The 18,443-nt window shown below is 72.9% G+C and carries 19 protein-coding genes and 1 pseudogene; 13 read left to right on the top strand and 7 right to left on the bottom strand.

From position 1 onward, the window contains the following. Positions 1-39: 39 nt before the first annotated feature. Positions 40-1,593, bottom strand: a complete 1,554-nt coding sequence (locus tag AMK29_RS17300; RefSeq protein WP_073813699.1) for a hypothetical protein — start codon at positions 1,591-1,593, stop codon at positions 40-42. Here AMK29_RS17300 and AMK29_RS37800 point away from each other — a divergent pair. Beyond that, the gene (locus AMK29_RS37800) at positions 1,585-2,145 is read left to right on the top strand and encodes a phage holin family protein (protein WP_079196945.1); all 561 of its coding nucleotides are present in this window, start codon (positions 1,585-1,587) and stop codon (positions 2,143-2,145) included. The two genes, AMK29_RS17300 and AMK29_RS37800, sit on opposite strands and share 9 nt — an antisense overlap. A 42-nt stretch (positions 2,146-2,187) precedes the next feature. Here the strand turns inward: AMK29_RS37800 and AMK29_RS17290 are convergent, their stop codons facing one another. Both AMK29_RS17290 and AMK29_RS17285 read right to left on the bottom strand, forming a co-directional pair. Continuing rightward, positions 2,188-2,763, bottom strand: coding sequence for a dihydrofolate reductase family protein (locus tag AMK29_RS17290; protein WP_073813696.1), 576 nt, complete (start codon positions 2,761-2,763; stop codon positions 2,188-2,190). A 101-nt stretch (positions 2,764-2,864) separates the two neighbouring features. Next, positions 2,865-3,236 (bottom strand): SsgA family sporulation/cell division regulator, encoded by a 372-nt coding sequence (locus tag AMK29_RS17285; protein WP_107422608.1) that lies wholly within the window; start codon positions 3,234-3,236, stop codon positions 2,865-2,867. A 389-nt stretch (positions 3,237-3,625) separates the two neighbouring features. On the opposite strand from AMK29_RS17285, the gene AMK29_RS17280 reads away from it, so the two are divergent. Continuing rightward, positions 3,626-4,048 (top strand): ATP-binding protein, encoded by a 423-nt coding sequence (locus tag AMK29_RS17280; protein ID WP_073813694.1) that lies wholly within the window; start codon positions 3,626-3,628, stop codon positions 4,046-4,048. A gap of 91 nt (positions 4,049-4,139) precedes the next feature. Here the strand turns inward: AMK29_RS17280 and AMK29_RS36725 are convergent, their stop codons facing one another. From AMK29_RS36725 to AMK29_RS17270, 3 genes are all read right to left on the bottom strand, one after another. Continuing rightward, entirely contained in the window at positions 4,140-4,289 is a 150-nt protein-coding gene (locus AMK29_RS36725) for a hypothetical protein (protein ID WP_198942257.1), read from the bottom strand. A 35-nt stretch (positions 4,290-4,324) separates the two neighbouring features. Then, positions 4,325-4,684 carry a PRC domain containing protein gene (locus tag AMK29_RS17275; protein WP_073813692.1) on the bottom strand — a complete coding sequence of 120 codons (360 nt, stop codon included), beginning with the start codon at positions 4,682-4,684 and terminating at the stop codon, positions 4,325-4,327. Between the two features lie 122 nt (positions 4,685-4,806). Next, the gene (locus AMK29_RS17270) at positions 4,807-6,030 is read right to left on the bottom strand and encodes a saccharopine dehydrogenase family protein (protein ID WP_073813690.1); all 1,224 of its coding nucleotides are present in this window, start codon (positions 6,028-6,030) and stop codon (positions 4,807-4,809) included. A 124-nt stretch (positions 6,031-6,154) separates the two neighbouring features. Here AMK29_RS17270 and AMK29_RS17265 point away from each other — a divergent pair, with 124 nt between their 5' ends. Further along, a complete protein-coding gene (locus tag AMK29_RS17265; protein ID WP_073813688.1) occupies positions 6,155-6,874 on the top strand; it encodes a TetR/AcrR family transcriptional regulator in 720 nt (239 codons plus the stop codon). Between the two features lie 121 nt (positions 6,875-6,995). Here the strand turns inward: AMK29_RS17265 and AMK29_RS17260 are convergent, their stop codons facing one another. Further along, a complete protein-coding gene (locus AMK29_RS17260) occupies positions 6,996-8,189 on the bottom strand; it encodes an ROK family protein (protein WP_073813686.1) in 1,194 nt (397 codons plus the stop codon). 110 nt (positions 8,190-8,299) lie between these two features. Here AMK29_RS17260 and AMK29_RS17255 point away from each other — a divergent pair, with 110 nt between their 5' ends. From AMK29_RS17255 to AMK29_RS17210, 10 genes and pseudogenes are all read left to right on the top strand, one after another. Then, positions 8,300-8,854 carry a Gfo/Idh/MocA family protein gene (locus AMK29_RS17255; RefSeq protein ID WP_443334069.1) on the top strand — a complete coding sequence of 185 codons (555 nt, stop codon included), beginning with the start codon at positions 8,300-8,302 and terminating at the stop codon, positions 8,852-8,854. Continuing rightward, positions 8,845-9,228, top strand: a pseudogene (locus AMK29_RS17250) (PQQ-dependent sugar dehydrogenase); the annotation flags it as partial. The gene AMK29_RS17255 and the pseudogene AMK29_RS17250, both read left to right, overlap by 10 nt. Positions 9,229-9,366: 138 nt before the next feature. Beyond that, on the top strand, positions 9,367-10,398 hold the full coding sequence (locus AMK29_RS17245; RefSeq protein ID WP_073813680.1) for a sugar phosphate isomerase/epimerase family protein: 1,032 nt from the start codon (positions 9,367-9,369) through the stop codon (positions 10,396-10,398). After that, entirely contained in the window at positions 10,391-11,575 is a 1,185-nt protein-coding gene (locus AMK29_RS17240; RefSeq protein WP_073813678.1) for an inositol-3-phosphate synthase, read from the top strand. Before AMK29_RS17245 ends, AMK29_RS17240 begins: the two co-directional genes overlap by 8 nt. Then, positions 11,572-12,453: an SCO3242 family prenyltransferase gene (locus AMK29_RS17235; protein ID WP_073813676.1), complete on the top strand. Its 882-nt coding sequence runs from the start codon at positions 11,572-11,574 to the stop codon at positions 12,451-12,453. The genes AMK29_RS17240 and AMK29_RS17235 overlap by 4 nt, the downstream gene beginning before the upstream one ends. Further along, positions 12,450-13,853 (top strand): EboA domain-containing protein, encoded by a 1,404-nt coding sequence (locus AMK29_RS37795; protein ID WP_073813674.1) that lies wholly within the window; start codon positions 12,450-12,452, stop codon positions 13,851-13,853. Before AMK29_RS17235 ends, AMK29_RS37795 begins: the two co-directional genes overlap by 4 nt. After that, complete coding sequence (locus AMK29_RS17225; protein WP_073813672.1) at positions 13,840-14,697, top strand: TatD family hydrolase; 858 nt, start codon at positions 13,840-13,842, stop codon at positions 14,695-14,697. Before AMK29_RS37795 ends, AMK29_RS17225 begins: the two co-directional genes overlap by 14 nt. Further along, positions 14,697-15,905 (top strand): metabolite traffic protein EboE, encoded by a 1,209-nt coding sequence (eboE, locus tag AMK29_RS17220; protein ID WP_073813670.1) that lies wholly within the window; start codon positions 14,697-14,699, stop codon positions 15,903-15,905. The genes AMK29_RS17225 and eboE overlap by 1 nt, the downstream gene beginning before the upstream one ends. Beyond that, positions 15,905-17,281 carry an alkaline phosphatase family protein gene (locus AMK29_RS17215; protein ID WP_073813668.1) on the top strand — a complete coding sequence of 459 codons (1,377 nt, stop codon included), beginning with the start codon at positions 15,905-15,907 and terminating at the stop codon, positions 17,279-17,281. The genes eboE and AMK29_RS17215 overlap by 1 nt, the downstream gene beginning before the upstream one ends. Before the next feature lie 120 nt (positions 17,282-17,401). Then, positions 17,402-18,382, top strand: a complete 981-nt coding sequence (locus tag AMK29_RS17210) for a phosphotransferase family protein (protein WP_073813666.1) — start codon at positions 17,402-17,404, stop codon at positions 18,380-18,382. Positions 18,383-18,443 lie beyond the last annotated feature (61 nt).

The following is an 18,443-nucleotide window of genomic DNA, read 5'->3' as shown; positions in this document are numbered from 1 at the left end:
GCCGCGCTACGCGCAAGGGTGTTCAGGGGGCGGAGCAGGTCACCGGTACACGCCCGTACGGGGACGGAATCGGCTGGTGCGTTTGCTGCGGATCACGGACGGGGTCCGGCGGTCGAGGCGGGGACGACGGCTCCCCGCGGACGCCGCTCGTGACGCGCCGCTGCCACCTGCCGCGTCCGCCCGCGCACCGGCGGCGGGGTGCTCGGCGACCAGTCCCGCGCGGAAGAGGCCGTGGTCGATGCGCCGGGCCGCGGCGGCCACCAGTTCCTCCCGGAGGGGACCGTCGCGCAGGACGGCGGCGGGGCCGAGGAGCCCCTCGACGACGGCCAGGGCCCCGGCGACGTCACCGTGGCGGAGCCGCTCCCGGACGGCGGGCAGGGCCTCCGGGGCGCGGTGCACCGCGTCGATCGCCCGCAGGCAGGGGAGCGCCGGCCCGCCGAGGGCCACGAGCAGCTCCTCACGGCGCAGGGTGACCTGGTCGTGGTCGACCGCCGACAGCATTCCGTCCCTCAGGGCGATCCGGTGGACCTCGCCCCTGCACTCCACCCGGTGCGGGTCACCGGTCACGGAGAGGGGGCCGCCCGTCGGTGCCGGGCTGGAGGCGCCCTCCCCGCCGGACGCCCCCGCGGAGGCGGGCGCCGCCAGAGCCCTGGCGACGAGAGGGTGCAGCCGCTCGGCCGTGATCAGCCCCGCGCGCAGCAGCTCCAGGTCGGGCAGGGTCCGGGCCGCCGCGTCCGGCAGCACCGGGAGCGCGGCCACCTGCTGCGGCGGCAACGTCGTCCGCAGCGGCCTGAGGGTCGGGGCGTGGCTGTCGTCGGGAGCGACGAGTTCGAGCACGGCACGGCGTCCCGCCCCGAGCCGTACGGTGAAGGCCCCGCGCCCGCCGCGAGGAGGGACGCCCTCGGCCCGCAGCAGCGCCTCGGCCTCGGCCGCCCACCGGTCGACCGCCCACGGGCCGTCCTGGAGGCGTGGCTCGCCGAGCGCGGCGCACGCTCCGGGCGGGTTGAGTGCGGTGGACGCGCCGGTGACGTCGGGTCGGTCGGCTCCGGAACGCCGCGCCAGGTCGTCGCTCCGCGTCGCGTCCCAGAGGTGCCGGTGCAGGTCGAACCGGAAACGCGGTTCGGGACAGGGGTGGGGATGGCTGTGGGCAGGGCGCCCGCGCGCAGGGTTTCCACGTCCCTCCCAGACCGCGAGCGACATCCGTTGTCCGGCGTCGGCCCAGGCCGGTGGGGTCCGCACGACCAGACTCAGCGGCGCTGCGCCGGAATGCCCGTATCGGGCCAGAGTCAGGGTGAGGCCGGGCCGGAGCCGCCCGTCGGGGGCGATCCGTGGCATGTGCCAGCGGAGCAGGTCCGGCGCCAGGCGGCGCAGGTCGGCACGGAGCCGGGCGGTGAGATCGGTGCCGTGGCGGTCGGCCACGGCGCGCAGATCGAAGTCGACGTCGGTCCGGGCGGCGGCGCAGGCCCCCGCCCAGTCACCGACCGCACGTCGTGCGGTCGCGGTCTCGATCATGGACGGTGGCACGGCGTACGCACGCACGCGCTGCCACATCAGAAGGCGGGTCGGAATCTCGTTCGCGAAGTGATGTGCCATCAGCACTCACCTTGTGCGAACGAGTCCCCCCATCGGTTCGAGGAGAAGTTCTTCATCTCCGCCAGCGTAGATCACGGTCGTTCGATGCCGCAGCGGGTTTTTCGGGAGGCGCCGCGACGGTCGGCGGCGGGCGGGTGCCCACCCCGGCCACGAGGAGATTCGCGTACACGGAGGCGTCAGGGGTACCGGGAACCCATGCAGGCATTGTCACGCGAGGTGATCGATATCGTCCGTGAGGACATCGACGACGTGAAGGCGGAGCTGGCGGCCGCCGCGTCCGAGGGGCGGCGGGGCACGGCTGCTCTCGGTGCGGGCGGGGTGCTCGGACTGCTCGCCGTCCTGGCCGCGCACGAGGCGGCGGTTCGGGCGATGGAGCGAGTGTGGCCCGCGCAGCGGGTCTCCGGGGCGCTGGCTGCCGCATACGGCATCGGCGCCGTGAGCTTCGCCGGATACGGATACGAGCGGCTGCGCCGCGCCCGCGCCGCGTCGCGGGAGGCGCTGGCGGGATCGCTGGACGCGGTGAAGGAGGTGGCCGACGAGCTGGCGAACTGAACGTGCGACGAGGAGAGCGGCCCGGTGACCTTCGCCGGGCCGCTACGGCGTGCTCGGGCGCGCCACGCGGTGGCGGAGGTAGACGAAGCGCGAACTGAAGGTGCGGGTCTCGACGAGTTCCAGGTCCACCCGCCGCTCCTGCCGGGGAAAGAACGGGATGCCACCGCCGACCAGCACCGGGTAGACCATGGCGCGGTACTCGTCGATCAGGCCCGCCTCCGCCGCCTCGGCGGCGAGCGTCGCGCCGCCGATCGCGATGTCGCCCTCCCCCGGCTCGGCCCGCAGGCGCTCGATCTCCTCCGTCAGACCGCCGGAGGCGAGGCGGGCATGGCCCTGCACCGTCGACAGCGTGGTGGAGAAGACCACCTTCGGAAGCGGGTTCCAGAGCGCGATCCACTCGCGCGTGGAGTCGTCGAGCGAGGCATCCTGGTCGACGTTCTCCCAGTACAGCATCGTCTCGTACAGCCGCCGACCGAGCAGGTGCACGCCGACGTCCCGGATCTCGTCGATCCAGAAGCGGAAGACCTCCTCGTCCGGTTCCGACCAGTCGAAGCCGCCGTCCGGCCCGACGATGTAACCGTCGAGTGAGACGTTCATCGCATAGGTCACTCTGCGCATCGGAGGTCCTCCTCGGGAAGTGCTCCCGACCCTACGACCGCCGGCGCCGCGAGCCTCGTCACGGCTCGCGGGATCCCCCGGTCGAGGAGACGCGCCGTCGGTCAGCTGCTGAGCGTGTCGAGCAGCGGCTGCCAGTCGATGTGCCGGCTTTCGGTGCCCGGCGGGACCACGAGGAACGACCGGCGTACGAAGCCGGTGAGTTGGTCGCGGTCGCCCCGCAGGGTGGCGCAGCGTCCGGGAGCTCCCAGGCGGAGCAGGAGCCCGTCGCCGACGGCGGGCCACAGCTGGAGTTCGCCCGCGCCGGTGGGGGCGTACGAGCCCGTGAGCACCATCTCCCTGTCGAGGTGCCAGACGACGGGGTCGGCCTCCAGGAGCCGCAGGGCGAGGCACAGGGTGTAGGGGGCGCGGGAGGTGTAGGTGAGGGTGGCGTCGATCTCGACCGGGAGGTCCGCGGTGAGAAGTTCCATGGTCATGCTGTGGCTGAGGGTCTGCGCAGGAGGCAGCGGCGCTGAGCGGGGCTGGGGCACTGGTCTCTCCGGCTTCCGGCGTCGAGAAAGGGTCGTCGCTCCGCTTCTCACCCCTGAATCGCCTTCTACGCGGCGCGGGCGTGAAGTGACGGAAACGACGGCGTCAAGATTCCGCGATGATCGTCAACTCCATCTTGACCGGCGTGACTTCGATATCACTATCCGCTGCCCACCGGCCGTACGTTCCGATCGTCGGTCCGTCCTGTCGTCGGACCGCTGCCGCCCGCAGCCTCAACCGTGCGCGGCGCGGGAGGCGGCGTCCTCCGTTCGGGGTTCCGTCCCGTTTCGCCGGGCAGACGAGCGGAGGAACGTGGTGGTCGGCCGGAGGAGGGCACATGACGCAGGACCCGTCCATGAGGGCTGTCGGGTGGGCGCGCTCGCTGCCCGTCAACAGCGGCGTGAAGGCGGCGAGGGATTGGACGCGCGAGCATCTGGTGGCACTCGGCTGGGCGCGTACGGCGCCGGATCTGGTGGACTCGGTGGTGCTGGCCGTTTCCGAGCTGGTCACCAACGCCCATCTCCACGCGCACAGCGCCGCCCAGCTCATCCTGACCTGGGACGAGGAATGTCTGCACGTCACCGTGCACGACAACTCGGCCCAGTTGCCGAAGCCGCGGCACGCGGACGAGGGAGCACTCGGGGGACGCGGGCTGCTCCTGCTCGACGCCCTCGCCGACGACTGGCAGACCCGCCGCTGCCCCCGGGGGAAGGACGTCACCGCCTGCTTCCAGCCGCCGGCCTCCCGCCAGCCGGCCTGATCGACAAGACCCCCCCCCGGGGTGATCTTGCCGCCACATGCCTGTGGGCCCGGCCGAGGCCGGGCCCACAGGCATGTGGCGGGGTCCGTCGTCAGCGGTGGCCGCCGCGCAGTCTGCCGAGGAGGCGACGCGCCTGGGACCGCTTCCTGGGGTCGGCGGCGGCGCGGCGCACCGACGCCATGGCCCGGCGGCCCTGGGGGCTGCGGCTGAATCGCTTGATGCGGGTCAACAGTGCGGACATGAAACCCTCCTGTGGTCGAACGGTGCCTGCGGCGTCTACCGGAAGAACGCCAGGTAGTAGTCGGCGAACTTCATCTTGTGCGGGCCGGACGCGTCCGAACCGTCGGACGCTTCGGGCACGTACTCCGGCGCGTTCTCGATCTGCTCCTTGGTGCAGCCCACGAACACGGTCTCCGTCGGCCGGTCGACGGCGGTGACGACGCCGGCCGGGATCACGACCTGCCTGCCGAGGATCCACGGCCCGGTGTCCACGACCAGGTGGCAGCGGCCCACGTCGGCCGAGTGCTTGTCGACCTTGCCGATGCCTCCGTCCGTCGCTTCGACCTTGTATCCCGTCAGATCGCCGTCGGCCGCGTGGACCGCGGTCTCCGAAAAGGTCCAGATGTCAGGGGACATGTCCTCTTCTCCCTTCGGGCACGTCCGGGGCCCATGGCTTCGAGCTGACCCAGCTTGTTGCCCGGCGGGGACGGTTCACACCGCTGCACTCGACTTTTCCCAGCCCTGTTCGGGGAGGTCCGTCAGCCGCCCTCGCGCATGCCCCACGGCGAGCCGTACGCGGTGAGCAGGTCGAGGAAGGGGCGGGGCGGCAGGGCCTCGGGACCGAGGACGCCGCTCGCCGACCAGGCCCCGCCCGCGACGAGTTCGAGGGCGACGACCGGGTTGACGGCGGTCTGCCACACCACCGCCTGGGACCCGTACTCCCGCATGGACCACTGGTTGTCGACGACGTGGTACAGGTAGACCTCGCGCGGCGAGCCGTCCTTGGTGCCCTTGACCCAGGTGCCCGCACAGGTCTTGCCGGTCATACGGTCGCCCAGGGTGGCCGGGTCGGGCAGGCAGGCGGCGACCACGTCACGCGGGGAGACCTCGACGGGACCGTGTTCCGAGGGGACGGTCACCTTCTCGGTGGAGTCCAGGCCGAGCTCGTGGAGCGTCTTGAGCTTGGCGATGAAGTCGTCGCCGAGGCCGTACTTGAACGTCACCCGGCGGGCGTCGACCCAGCGCGGGACGAGCAGGACCTCCTCATGCTCGACGTTGACGCACTCGACCGGGCCGATGCCCTCGGGGAAGTCGAAGACCTCCGGTTCGCTGAACGGGGCGGTGGTGAACCAGCCGCGGTCCTTCTCGTACACCACCGGGGGGTTGAGGCACTCCTCGATGGTCGTCCAGATGTTGAAGGACGGGGCGAAGTCGTAGCCCTCGACGGTCAGGTCGGCTCCGTCGCGGATGCCGATCTCCTCGATCTCGTCGAAGAGCTCGTCCGCCGCGTACCGGGCGAACACGTCCGAGAGACCGGGCTCCACGCCCATGCCGACCAGGGCGAGCCGTCCGGACTCCTGCCACAGGCCGGCCTGCTCGAACTGCGCGTCGCCGAGCTTGACCCCGCACCGCTCGTACGGATGGGTGGCGTGCGGCGCGGACAGGGACATCGCCATGTCGAGATAGTGGGTGCCCGCCGCTCGGGCCGCGTGGAACAGCGGCATCACGAAGCGCGGATCGGTCGCGTTGAGCAGGGCGTCGCACCGCTCCTCGGCGAGCACCTTGCGTACCGCGTCCTCGTCGGAGGCGTCCAGGCGCCTGGCGCTGAACCGGTGCCCGTGGTCGCCGACCGCCGCGACCGCCGCCTCGGCGCGCGCCAGGTCGTAGTCCGCGACGACCATGTGGGTCAGGAAGTCGCGGCGGGCCGCGATCCGGGTGACGGCCGTGCCCACGCCGCCCGCGCCCACGAGAAGTACTCGCATGTCACACACCTTTCGTCACCGGAAACGGGCGTCTCCGGGCCTGGACCGATGCAACGGGACGCCGGAGGTTAAGGTCAATGGCGTTGGCATAAGGTCCACTGGACGGAGCTGGGAGGCGAGCGCCATGGGAAAGCCGGTGGTGCCGGAGAGCGAGCGCCGCAGGCGCCGGCCGACGCGGCAGGGCACGGTGCTGTCCGAGAAGCTGATCGTGCGGACCGCGCTGAGGATGCTCCGGGAGCACGGGAGCAGCGGCCTGACGGCCCGCAGGCTGGGCGCGGCCCTCGGCGCCGATCCCAGCACCCTCTACCGGTACTTCGCCGGACTGGACGACCTGACCAGGGCCATCGGTGAGGAGCTGATGGGGCGGGCGCTGGACACCTGGACGGCCACCGGGGAGTGGCGGACCGACCTGCGGGCCCTGGGCCTGGCCGTCCACGCGTCCTACCTGACCCATCCCGAGGCGGCCGTCCTGACCGCGAGCCGGGTCACCGGCCGGCCGCGGGAGATCGCGGTCGACGAGACGATCCTCGGCATCCTGCGCGGCGCGGGCTTCCCGGACGCGGACGCGGTCGTCGTCTACCACGCCTTCATCGACCTCAGTCTGGCCTTCGCCGCCCTGGACGCCGGATCGCTGGCCCTGACGGACGAGGCGAGGGCGGCGGACGAGGAGATGTGGAGCTCCACCTACGCCCGGCTGCCGGCCGACACCCACCCGAACATCGCGGCCACCGCGGGCCTGCTCGCGGGGCGGATGACCCACAGCGCGTACCCCGTCGTCCTCGACATGCTCCTGAACAGCGCCGCGGAGCAGCTCACCTGGGCGCGTGCCCGACGGTCTCCGTAGGACGCGTGCGGGTGCCGGGCGTCGGCCCGGGACGCTTATGCCAACACCCCGCGCGGGGTCTCGCGGGCCACTACCCGGAGCGTCGGCGCGGGAGTCGGGAAGCGGCGCGTCCTCGTCCCCCTCAGGAAGGCGTGAGCTCCCGCAGGTCCGAGGTCGCGATGGCCCGGTCGACCGCCGCCGGGCTGAGGGTGTGCTCGATGACCATGACGGCGGCCCCGATCACGCCGGCGCGGTCGCCGAGTTCCCGTCCCCGGATGGAGAGGTGCTGGGTGGCCAGCGGGAGGGAGCGGCTGTAGATGACCTCGCGCACCCCGGCGAGCAGATGCTCTCCGGCTTCCGAGATGTCGCCGCCGATGATGATCACTCCGGGGTTGAAGAAGTTCACCAGCGCGGCCAGGACGTCACCGATGTCGCGGCCCGCCTGGCGGATCATCTGGATCGCGGCCGGGTTGCCGGCGCGGACGAGGGCGACCACGTCCCGGCCGTCCGCGGCGTCGAGGCCCGAGTCCCGGAGGTGAGCGGCGAGGGCGCCGCCGCCGGCGACCGCTTCGAGGCAGCCGGTGTTCCCGCAGCGGCAGGGCTCGTTCCCGGCCCCGGCCACCCGGATGTGCCCGATGTCGCCGGCGGCACCCTGGGCGCCCCGATGGAGGCGGTGTTCCGTGATGATGCCGCACCCGATCCCGGTGCCGACCTTCACGAAGAGGAGGTGCTCGACCTCGGGACTGGCGGCCCAGTGTTCGCCGAGGGCCATGATGTTGACGTCGTTGTCCACCAGGACGGGTGCGCCGAGGCGGGGGGCGAGCCAGCCGGGCACGTCGAAGCCGTCCCAGCCCGGCATGATCGGCGGATTCACGGGCCGGCCCGATGTGTGCTCGACGGGTCCGGGGAGGCCGATACCGACGCCGCACACATCCGTGAGGGCACGCCCCGCCTCGGTCAGCAGTTCCGTGAACTCGTCGACGAGCCGGCCAAGGACCCGCTCCGGGCCTTCCGTGATCTTGATGTCGCGGCCGCGTTCGGCGAGCACCCGTCCGGCGAGGTCCGTGACGGCGATCCGCGCGTGCGTGACCCCGAGGTCGGCGGCGAGGACCGTCCGCGCCTCGGAGTTGAAGGAGAAGGCCACCGCCGGCCTGCCGCCCGAGAAGATCGCGTCGTCCGTCGGCCGGATCCACTGCTGGTCCGCCAGGGCGTCGAGCCGCTGGGTCACGGTCGACCTGGCGAGGCCGGTGAGCTGCACGAGTTCGGTGCGCGTGCGGGCGCGGCCGTCCCTCAGGATCGCCAGAAGGGCGCCGGCGCCTGCCGGTTCGTTGGTCAACTCCCTGTCTCCATCCCCGTCGGTGTGACGACTGGTCGGTATCCACTAATCATAACTCTCGGCGTACTTATGCTTGACGCCCGTCATAAGTCATCCCTACGCTCCGAAACATGCTCGCTATACGACGACAGTCGGCGGAAGTGAGGGTAGGGATCGTTGGAACTGGCTTCATCGGCCGGATCCACGCCCGCGCCGCGCGACAGGCCGGCGCCCGCTTAGTGGGCGTCGCGGGAGCGGACCTGGCGAACGCCACGGAGGGCCGGCGGGTGGATCCCGAGCAGGGCGGTCCCGGACGCACCATCGGTGACATCGGCTCGCACGGGTTCGACCTCGTCGAGTTCGTGACCGGGGATCGGATCACCAGGCTCTGCGCCCAGACCTCGGTGGTCGTGCCGCGGCGCATGGGCGGCGGGCCGGTCCTCACCGAGGACCTCGCCACCGTGCAGTTCGCCACCGCCTCCGGGGCGCTCGGTTCGGTCGCCGTCAGCCAGGTCGCACCGGGCCGCAAGAACCGCCTCTTCCTGGAGGTGTCCGCCGCCGCCGGAAGTCTCGCCTTCGACCAGGAGAACCCCGAGCAGCTGTGGCTGGGTGGACGGAGCGGCTCCCAGGCGCTCGTACGCGACCCGCTGAGCCTGTCGAAGGCCGGGTCACCCGGTTCACCGTGAAAAGCGACGACACCGACCCGTTCCACTCGAGCGGCTACTCGCCCATCGACGAGCGGCCGGGCCGCGAGAGGTTCGACGCCCAGCGCTCGTCCGGCAACACCAACGACCTGCGCGGCAAGCTCCTGCGCGTCCACACCGAGGCCGCCGGCGGCTCCACGATCCCCGCGGGCAACCTGCTCGCGCCCGGCACCGCCAAGACCCGGCCCGAGATCTACGCCATGGGCTTCCGCAACAGCTTCCGCTTCGCGGCCGACCCGAAGACGGGCTGGATCTCCACCGCCGGCTACGGGCCCGACGCGAACCAGGAGAACGCGAACCGCGGTCCCGAGGGCACCGTCGAGTGGAACCTGATCAAGCAGCCGGGATTCCACGGCCGGCGATGGAGGTTCGGCCAGGTCGGCTGAGTCCTCTCCCCCCACCCGGTGTCCGCCCGCACCCGACCGCGGGTGGGGACCGGGCCCCGCATCCGCACGACACCCGCACCCGCTCTCGACGTCAGAGGTGGACACGCCATGACACGACCGATCACCCTCTTCACCGGGCAGTGGGCCGACCTGCCGTTCGGCGAGGTCTGCCGACTGGCCGCCGGATGGGGCTACGACGGCCTGGAGATCGCCTGTTGGGGCGACCACTTCGAGGTCGACCGCGCCCTCGCCGATCCCTCCTACGTACGCCGCCGACGAGAGGTCCTCGACCGGCACGGGCTGTCGGTGTGGGCGATCTCCAACCACCTCGTCGGCCAGGCCGTCTGTGACGACCCGATCGACGAGCGGCACCGCGCCATCCTCCCGGCGCGCCTGTGGTCCGACGACCCGGAGACGGTACGCCGCAACGCGGCGCGCGAGATGGCGGACACCGCAAGGGCCGCGGCGCTGCTCGGCGTCGACACCGTCGTCGGCTTCACCGGCTCCTCGATCTGGCACACCGTCGCGATGTTCCCGCCGGCCACTCCGGGCATGATCGACGCCGGCTACCGCGACTTCGCCGACCGGTGGAACCCCGTCCTCGACGTCTTCGAGGAGCAGGGCGTCCGCTTCGCCCTCGAGGTCCACCCGAGCGAGATCGCCTACGACTACTGGACCACACGGCGAACCCTCGACGCCATCGGCCACCGGCCCTCCTTCGGCCTGAACTGGGACCCGTCGCACATGGTCTGGCAGGACCTCGACCCGGCGAGCTTCATCCTGGAGTTCGCGGACCGGATCTACCACGTCGACTGCAAGGACGCCCGCGTGCGGGTCGGCGACGGCCGCCGCGGCCGGCTCTCCTCCCACCTGCCCTGGGGCGACCTCCGCCGCGGCTGGGACTTCGTCTCCACCGGCCGGGGCGACGTGCCCTGGGAGGACTGTTTCCGGGCGCTGAACTCCATCGGCTACGAGGGGCCGGTGTCCATCGAGTGGGAGGACGCCGGGATGGACCGCCTGGACGGCGCCGCCGAGGCGGTCGGGTTCATCCGGCGCCTCGCCGGGACCCGGCCCCCCGCCGCGTCCTTCGACGCCGCTTTCGCCACCCCCGTATCGAAGGAAGGAACCGGTCATGAGTGAGGCCCCCGCCGGCGGACCCGGACGGACCGGCGTGTGGTTCGTCGGCGCCCGAGGCTCCGTGGCGACCACGGCCGTCGTCGGCGCCGCCGCGGTCGGAGCGGCGGTCGTCCCTCCCGTCGGGATGGTGTCCGAGCTGGACGTCTTCGCGGCCGCCGGGCTGCCCGCGCTCGACCGGCTGGTCTTCGGCGGCCACGACGTGACCGACACCCCGCTGCCCAAGCGGGCCGAGCAGCTCGCCGCCTGCGGCGTGTTCCCGCGATCCCTCCTCGCCGTCGTCGAGCCGGCGCTCCGGGCGGCCGACCCAGAGATCCGGCCGGGAGCCCGTACGGACTCGGACCGGCCCCAGCGGGAGGCGGCCGCGGCCCTCGCCGAGGACATCGCCGCGTTCCGCGAGCGGCACGATCTCGATCAGGTCGTGGTCGTCGACGTCTCCTCCACCGAACCGCCGGTCGCCCCGCACCCCGCGCACGAGAGCCTCTCCGCCCTGGAGGAGGCCCTGGCCCACTCCCGCGATGTCCTCCCCGCCAGTTCGCTGTACGCCTACGCGGCCCTGCGGGCCGACTGCGGATTCGTGGAGTTCACGCCCTCCCCCGGCGTCCGCCTCCCCGCGCTGCGCGAACTCGCCGAGCTGCGGGGACTGCCGTACGCGGGCAGCGACGGGAAGACCGGCGAGACCCTGGTCCGCACGGCCCTGGGACCGATGTTCGCCCATCGCGCGCTGCGGGTGCGGTCCTGGTCCGGCACGAACCTGCTCGGCGGAGGGGACGGCGCGACCCTCGCCGACCCCGAGGCGGCCCTCAGCAAGAACACCTCCAAGCGCAGCGGCCTGACCGCCCTCCTCGGTGACCAGGTGGAGGGCCTCACCCACATCGACTACGTGCCGAGCATGGGCGAGCGGAAGACGGCCTGGGACCACATCGCGTTCGAAGGGTTCCTCGGCACCGCCATGACCCTCCAGTTCACCTGGCAAGGCGTCGACTCGGCGCTCGCCGCGCCCCTCGTCCTCGACCTGGCCCGCTTCCTGGCCCGGGCCCGCGAGCGCGGGGCCGTCGGGCCGCAGGAACAACTCGCCTTCTTCTTCAAGGACCCCCTCCACGCGGACGGCTCACCGGCTGAGCACCGTCTGGTCACCCAGTTCGAGGCCCTGCGGGCCTGGTACGCCGGAGACGGAAGGTGACCGGGGCCGCGGCCGGCGCCCGGGCCGTGCTGGAGCTCGTACGGGCCCCGGCCGCGCTGACCGTCCTGGGGGACACGCTCGCCGGTGCCGCCGCGAGCGGCCGGCCGGTCACGGCGGGGCGGACGGCGCGGCTCGCGCTCGCCTCCACCTGCCTGTACTGGGCGGGCATGGCGCTCAACGACTACGCGGACCGGGAGGTGGACGCCGAGGAACGCCCCGGCCGGCCCCTGCCGTCCGGTCGGATCAGTCCCCGCGCCGCCCTCGCCACCGCCGCCGCGCTCACCGGCGCGGGCCTGGTGTCGGCGGCGGCCGCGGGCCGGGACACCCTGGCGGTGGCCGTGCCGCTCGCGGCCACCGTCTGGGCCTACGACCTGGCCCTGAAGAACACCCCGTACGGGCCCGCCGCGATGGCGGCGGCCCGGGGCCTCGACGTCCTCATGGGCGCGGGGGCCAGGCGGTCCCGGCACGCCCTCGCTCCGGCGGCCCTCCTCGCCGCGCACACCTACGCGATCACGTCGGTGAGCCGCGAGGAGACCCTCGGCGCGAGCGCCTCGCTGCCGGCCGGCGCGCTGGCGGCCACCGGTGCGGTGGGCCTGGTCGGCGCCGCGCTGACCCCGCCGACCGCCGCCCGTGCCCACCGGACCGCCTCGACCGCGCTGCTCGGCGGTTACGTCCTGGCGGCGGGCTCCGCCCAGTTGGCCGCCACCGTCCGCCCCGACGCCCCCCGGCTGCGGCACGCGGTGGGTGCCGGGATCCACGCCATGATCCCGCTGCAGGCGGCGCTGACCGCACGCGGCGGCTCCCTCCGCGCCGCGTTCTCCCTCCTGGCCGTCTACCCCGTGGCCAGGAGCCTGTCACGGAAGGTGTCCCCGACATGACCGCACTGCGCTTCGGCTACGGCACCAACGGCCTCGGCGACCACCGTCTCGACGAGGCGCTGGAGGTGATCGCCGGCCTGGGCTACACCGGGGTGGCCCTCACCCTCGACCGCGGCCACCTGGACCCGTACACCCCGGGCATGAGCCGCCGACTCGCCAGGACCCGTCGCAGGCTCACCGCCCTGGGCCTGGGGGTCGTGGTGGAGACCGGCGGCCGCTACGTGCTCGACCCCTGGCGCAAGCACTCCCCCACCCTCGTCGCCTGCGAGCCGGAGGGACGCGCGCGCAGGCTCGGCTTCCTGCGCAGGGCCATCGGGATCGCCGCCGACCTGGAGGCCGAGGCGGTCTCCTTCTGGAGCGGCGTCCCCGAGCCCGGCATGGGCCACGACGAGGCGTTCCGCCACCTGGAGGAGGGGTGCGCGGCGGTCGTGGAGACCGCCGGCCTCGCCGGTGTCCGGCTCGGTTTCGAACCGGAGCCGGGGATGCTGGTGGCGGACCTCGACGGCTACGAGCGCTTGCGCGGAGCCCTCGGGAACCCGGAGGCCTTCGGCCTGACCCTGGACATCGGGCACTGCCAGTGCCTGGAGCCCCTGCCGCCGGCCGAGTGCGTCCGGCGGGCGGCGCCCTGGCTGGTCAACGTACAGATCGAGGACATGCGCCGGGGCGTCCACGAGCATCTGGAGTTCGGACAGGGGGAGATCGACTTCCCACCGGTCCTGGCCGCGCTGACCGACATCGGATACCGGGGGCTGGTCTCCGTCGAGCTGCCCCGCCACGGGCACAGCGGCCCGCTGACCGCCGGACGCTCGCTGAAGGCCCTGCGCGCCGCCTCGGCGCACCCCTGGACGGCCGACGCGGTCCGGCGGGTCCGCGCCGATCCCCGCGCCCTGACCACGCTGTTCCCCGTCGCGGCCCGCCGGACGGGCGCGGAGGCCGGGGAGGCGGTGCGCGCGCAACTCCTCGGGGCCCTGCCCGGTTCCGCGCCGGAGCGGGCGGCGGCACTGGAGGGGCTGTACCGGCAGGGGGACACGGCCGAGCGGCTCGCGGTGCTGCGTGCGCTTCCGCTCCTCGACCAGGAAGGGGGCGTCGGCCCCGCGGCGCTGCCGCTGATCGCAGACGCCCTGCGCACCCACGACGCCCGCCTCGTGACGGCCGCCGTCGGGCCCTACGCGGCCCGGTACCTCGACCAGCCCGGGTGGCGCCAGGCCGTCCTGAAGTGCGTCTTCATGGACATCCCGCTGGACGCGGTCGCGGGTCTCGCGCGGCGTACGGACCCCGAACTCGTCCGTATGTTCCGGGCCTTCGCCACCGAGCGCACCGCCGCCGGCCGACCGGTCCCCGACGACCTGCTGACCCGGATCGACCCCCAGGACACGGGAGAGCACCATGCGCATCTTTGACCCCCACATCCACATGACCTCGCGCACCACCGACGACTACCGGGCCATGCGCGCCGCCGGAGTCCGCGCCCTCGTCGAGCCCGCGTTCTGGCTCGGTCAGCCGCGCACCTCTCCCGGCAGCTTCCACGACTACTTCGACACGCTCCTGGGGTGGGAGCCGTACCGCGCCGCCCAGTACGGCGTCCGGCACTTCTGCGCGATCGCGCTCAACCCCAAGGAGGCCAACGACCCGCGCTGCCTGCCCGTCCTCGACGACCTGCCCCGGTACCTGGTGAAGGACAACGTCGTCGCCGTCGGCGAGATCGGCTTCGACTCGATGACCGACGCCGAGGAGCACGCCTTCACCGTGCAACTGGCGCTGGCCCGCGAGCACGGCCTTCCCGCGCTGGTGCACACCCCGCACCGCGACAAGGCCGTCGGCACCGTCCGTACGCTGGAGATCGTCCGTGCCGACGGCATCGATCCGGCCCTGGTCGCGGTCGACCACCTCAACGAGGTCACCGCTCCCGTCGTCGCCGAGTCCGGGTGCTGGATGGGCTTCTCCATCTACCCGGACACCAAGATGGACCCGGACCGGATGGTCGCCATCCTGAAGGAGCACGGCACCCGTCGCGTCCTGGTGAACTCGGCCGCCGACTGGGGCCACAGCGACCCGCTGCGCACCCACGCGACCGCGCTCGCCATGCTCGGCGCCGGGTTCACCGAGGACGACGTGGACCAGGTGCTGTGGCGCAACCCGGTGGAGTTCTACGGCCAGAGCGGCAGGCTCGTCCTGGACGACGGCGACCGCCCGTCGGACGAGGCCCTGTTCGCCGGGAACTCGATCCGCAGGGGAGGCAGCTGATGCGCCTGCGGCATCCCGGCGGGGAACTCGTCCACGTCGGCTACTGCACCAACGTGCACCCGGCCGAGGACCTCGACGGCATCCTGGACCAGCTCGACAGCTACGCCCTGCCCGTCCGGGAGCGCCTGGAGGAACCGGTCCTGGGCATCGGGCTGTGGCTCGCCCACCCGGTGGCCGCCGCGCTGGCGGCCGACGTCGGCCTGACGCTGAGGCTGCGGGCCGAACTCACCGCGCGGGGCCTGGAGGTCGTCACCCTCAACGGATTCCCGTACGAGGGTTTCCACCGGCCCGTCGTCAAGCACGCCGTGTACCGGCCGGACTGGACCTCGCCGGACCGGCGCCGGTACACCGCGCACCTGGCCCATGTCCTCGCCCGGCTCCTGCCCGACGACGTCGCGGAGGGCAGCATCTCGACGCTCCCGTTCGGATGGGGGACCGACTGGCGACCGCACCACTCCGACCTCGCGGCACGTCAGATCCGGCTCCTCGGAGCCGAGCTCGGGGAGATCGGCCGCCGGACCGGCCGGACCGTCCGGGTGGCGTTCGAGCCGGAACCGGGGTGCCTCGTGGAGACGACCTCGGACGCGGTACGGCACCTGTCGGACCTCGACCCGCGCCACTTCGGCCTCTGCCTGGACATCTGCCATCTCGCCGTGGCCTTCGAGACTCCGGCGGAGGCCCTGCGGCGGCTGGCCGGAGCCGGCGTCCCCGTGGTGAAGGCACAGATCTCCTGCGCCCTGCACGCGGAGGACCCGGCCGATCCCGCCACACGCGCGGCGCTCGCGGCCTTCGACGAACCCCGCTTCCTCCACCAGACACGCCGGGCGGGACGACCCGCCACCGGAACGGACGACCTGCCGGAGGCGTGCGCGGGACCGGCGGCCCTCGGTGACGGCAGCCCGTGGCGCACCCACTTCCACATCCCGGTGCACGCCGACCCGGTACCCCCGCTGACATCGACCCGGTCCGTCCTGCGCGGCGCGCTGGCCGCGCTGCTGCGCGCCGACCACCCCGTCACCCGGCACTTCGAGACGGAGACCTACACCTGGTCGGTGCTGCCGGAGCCGCCGCGCGACAGCGCCGGTCTCGCCGAGGGGATCGCCGCCGAGCTCGCCTGGACGCGCCGCGAGCTGCTCGGACTCGGCCTGTCCGGCGCGGAATCCGACTCCGAGCGGGACCGCTCGCCCGAACCGAACGGAAGTGCCTGATGAGTGTCGTCGTCCTGGATGTCGTGGGGCTCACCCCGCGGACCCTCGCCCACATGCCCCGGCTGCGGTCCGTCGCCGCGTCGGGTTTCGCCGCCGGACTGGACACCGTCCTGCCCGCGGTGACCTGCTCGGTCCAGTCCACCTTCCTGACCGGGCGGATGCCCGCCGAGCACGGGGTCGTCGGCAACGGCTGGTACGACCGCGACATGGGCGAGGTCGCGTTCTGGCGCCAGCACAACGCCCTCGTCCAGGGCGAGAAGGTGTGGCAGACCGCCCGGCGCTCCCGGCCCGGCCTCACGGTCGCCAACATCTGCTGGTGGTACGCCATGGGGGCGGACGTGGACATCACCGTCACCCCGCGTCCCGTCTACCACTACGACGGACGCAAGTCCCCCGACTGCTACACGGTCCCGGCCGGGTTGCGCGACAGCCTCACCGCCGAGTTCGGCCCGTTCCCGCTGTTCGACTACTGGGGCCCGAAGGCCGGCATCGCGTCCTCCCGGTGGATCGTCGACGCGACCCGGCGCGTCCTCGCGGACCACGACCCGGACCTCACCTTCGTCTACCTCCCCCACCTCGACTACGACCTCCAGCGGCACGGCCCGAACTCCCCCCGGGCGCGGGCCGCCGCCGGTGAACTCGACACCGTCCTCGCCCCACTCCTGGAATCCCTCTCGGTGCGGGGAAGCACGGTCGTGGTGCTGAGCGAGTACGGCATCACGGAGGTGCGGCGTCCCGTCGACATCAACCGGGCCCTGCGCCGTGAGGGCCTGCTGAACGTGTACACGCAGCAGGGCATGGAGTACCTCGATCCCTGGACCTCCCGCGCGTTCGCGACGCCCGACCACCAGGTGTCCCACGTGTACGTCGCCGACCCCGAGGACCTGCCGCACGTACGGGAGGTGCTGCTGAGGACCGAGGGAGTCGACCAGGTCCTGGACCGCGACGAGCAGGAGAAGGCCGGGCTGCGGCACGCGCGGGCCGGTGAACTCGTCGCCGTCGCCTCCTCGGACAGCTGGTTCACCTACTACTACTGGCTGGACGACGAGCGGGCCCCGGACTTCGCCCGCGGGGTGGAGATCCACCGCAAGCCGGGCTACGACCCGGCCGAGCTGTTCTTCGATCCGGCCGATCCGCTGGTCATGGCGAGGGCGGCCATGACCGTGGCCAAGTTCAAGCTGGGCGTACGGACCGCCATGTCCGTCGTGCCCACCGACCCGTCCTGCGTCCGGGGGAGCCACGGCCGCCTGCCGGACGACCCCGACGACAGCCCCGTCCTGCTGTGCTCCAGCCCCGCGGGCGCCCGGGAGCGCATCCACGCCACCGAGGTGAGGGAGTTCCTGCTCTCCTGCCTGGAGGACGCCGCGACGGGGTGACGCGGCTGCCGGCCGCCGAGCGGGACCAGCGTGTGCCCTCGCGGGCGGGCGCCGTGGATTACCCGAGTGGCCCACGCGGTCCCGGTGCTACCGTCCGATCACGCTTCGGGTGGAGGACTGATGGAGAGCATCACCAAGAACCGGCAGCCCGTCGAGGCGCTTCGCGCGATGGTCGCCCGCGCCTACGGCCCGGACCAGGTGTGCGACGCGGGCGACGACTGGCTCGGCGAACTGGGTGACGGCTGCTTCAACGTGGCCTATCGGATCCGGCTGCGCTCGGGCGCGCAGGCCGTTCTCAAGATCGCGCCGCCGCCGGACGTCGAGGTCATGACCTACGAGCGCGACGCGATGGCCACCGAGCTGGAGGCGCTGCGGCTGATCCAGGAGCACACGAGCATCCCGGTGCCGGCCGTCGACTTCGCCGATCGGAGCCGTGAGCTGTGCGACGCCGACTACTTCTTCATGACGTACGTCGACGCGGACAACCTCCACAGCCTCCACGACACCCTGGCCCCGTCGGAGACCGACGCGTACGGCGAGGCGCTCGGCGCGGTCACCCGCGAGCTGAACGGCATCCCGGGCTCCGCGTTCGGCCCGCTGGCCGGACCGGGCGACAGCACCTGGCGCGCTGCCTTCCTGCGGATGGTCGAGGAGCTGCTGGCCGACGGCGAGCGACGGGGCGTCGACCTGCGCCACGACTACGCCTCGATCCGCGCGCTCGTGACGTCCCACGCCGACACCCTGGACGAGGTGACCGAAGCCCGTTTCGTCGAGTGGGACCTGTGGCCCGGCAACTGCATGGTCCGCAACGGCCGGATCGTCGCGATCCTCGACCACGAGCGTGCGTTCTACGGCGACCCGCTGATGGAGTTCGGCTTCGCCGGGAGCGAGTCGAGCGCGTACGGGGACTCCACGGCGTTCGTCCGCGGCTACGGCCACCGCCCGTTCACGCCCGCCGAGCGGACCCGCCGCCGGCTCTACAACCTCCATCTCGCCCTGATCCAGATCATCGAGACGACCTACCGGGGGCACACCGACAGCGGTCAGTACGACTGGGCGTGCGAGCGACTGCGGGAGACCGTGGCCCTGCTCGACGGGTGAACACCGGCCGGCGCGGCGGACACGCGGCGGCACGGACCTGCCTTCGCGGCCCCGTATGGAC

This window comes from Streptomyces sp. CB02261, from assembly GCF_001905665.1.
In the GTDB taxonomy this organism is placed as follows: domain Bacteria; phylum Actinomycetota; class Actinomycetes; order Streptomycetales; family Streptomycetaceae; genus Streptomyces.
Note: the sequence above shows the minus strand (reverse complement) of the source record. Positions and strands in the feature narration are given on the sequence as shown.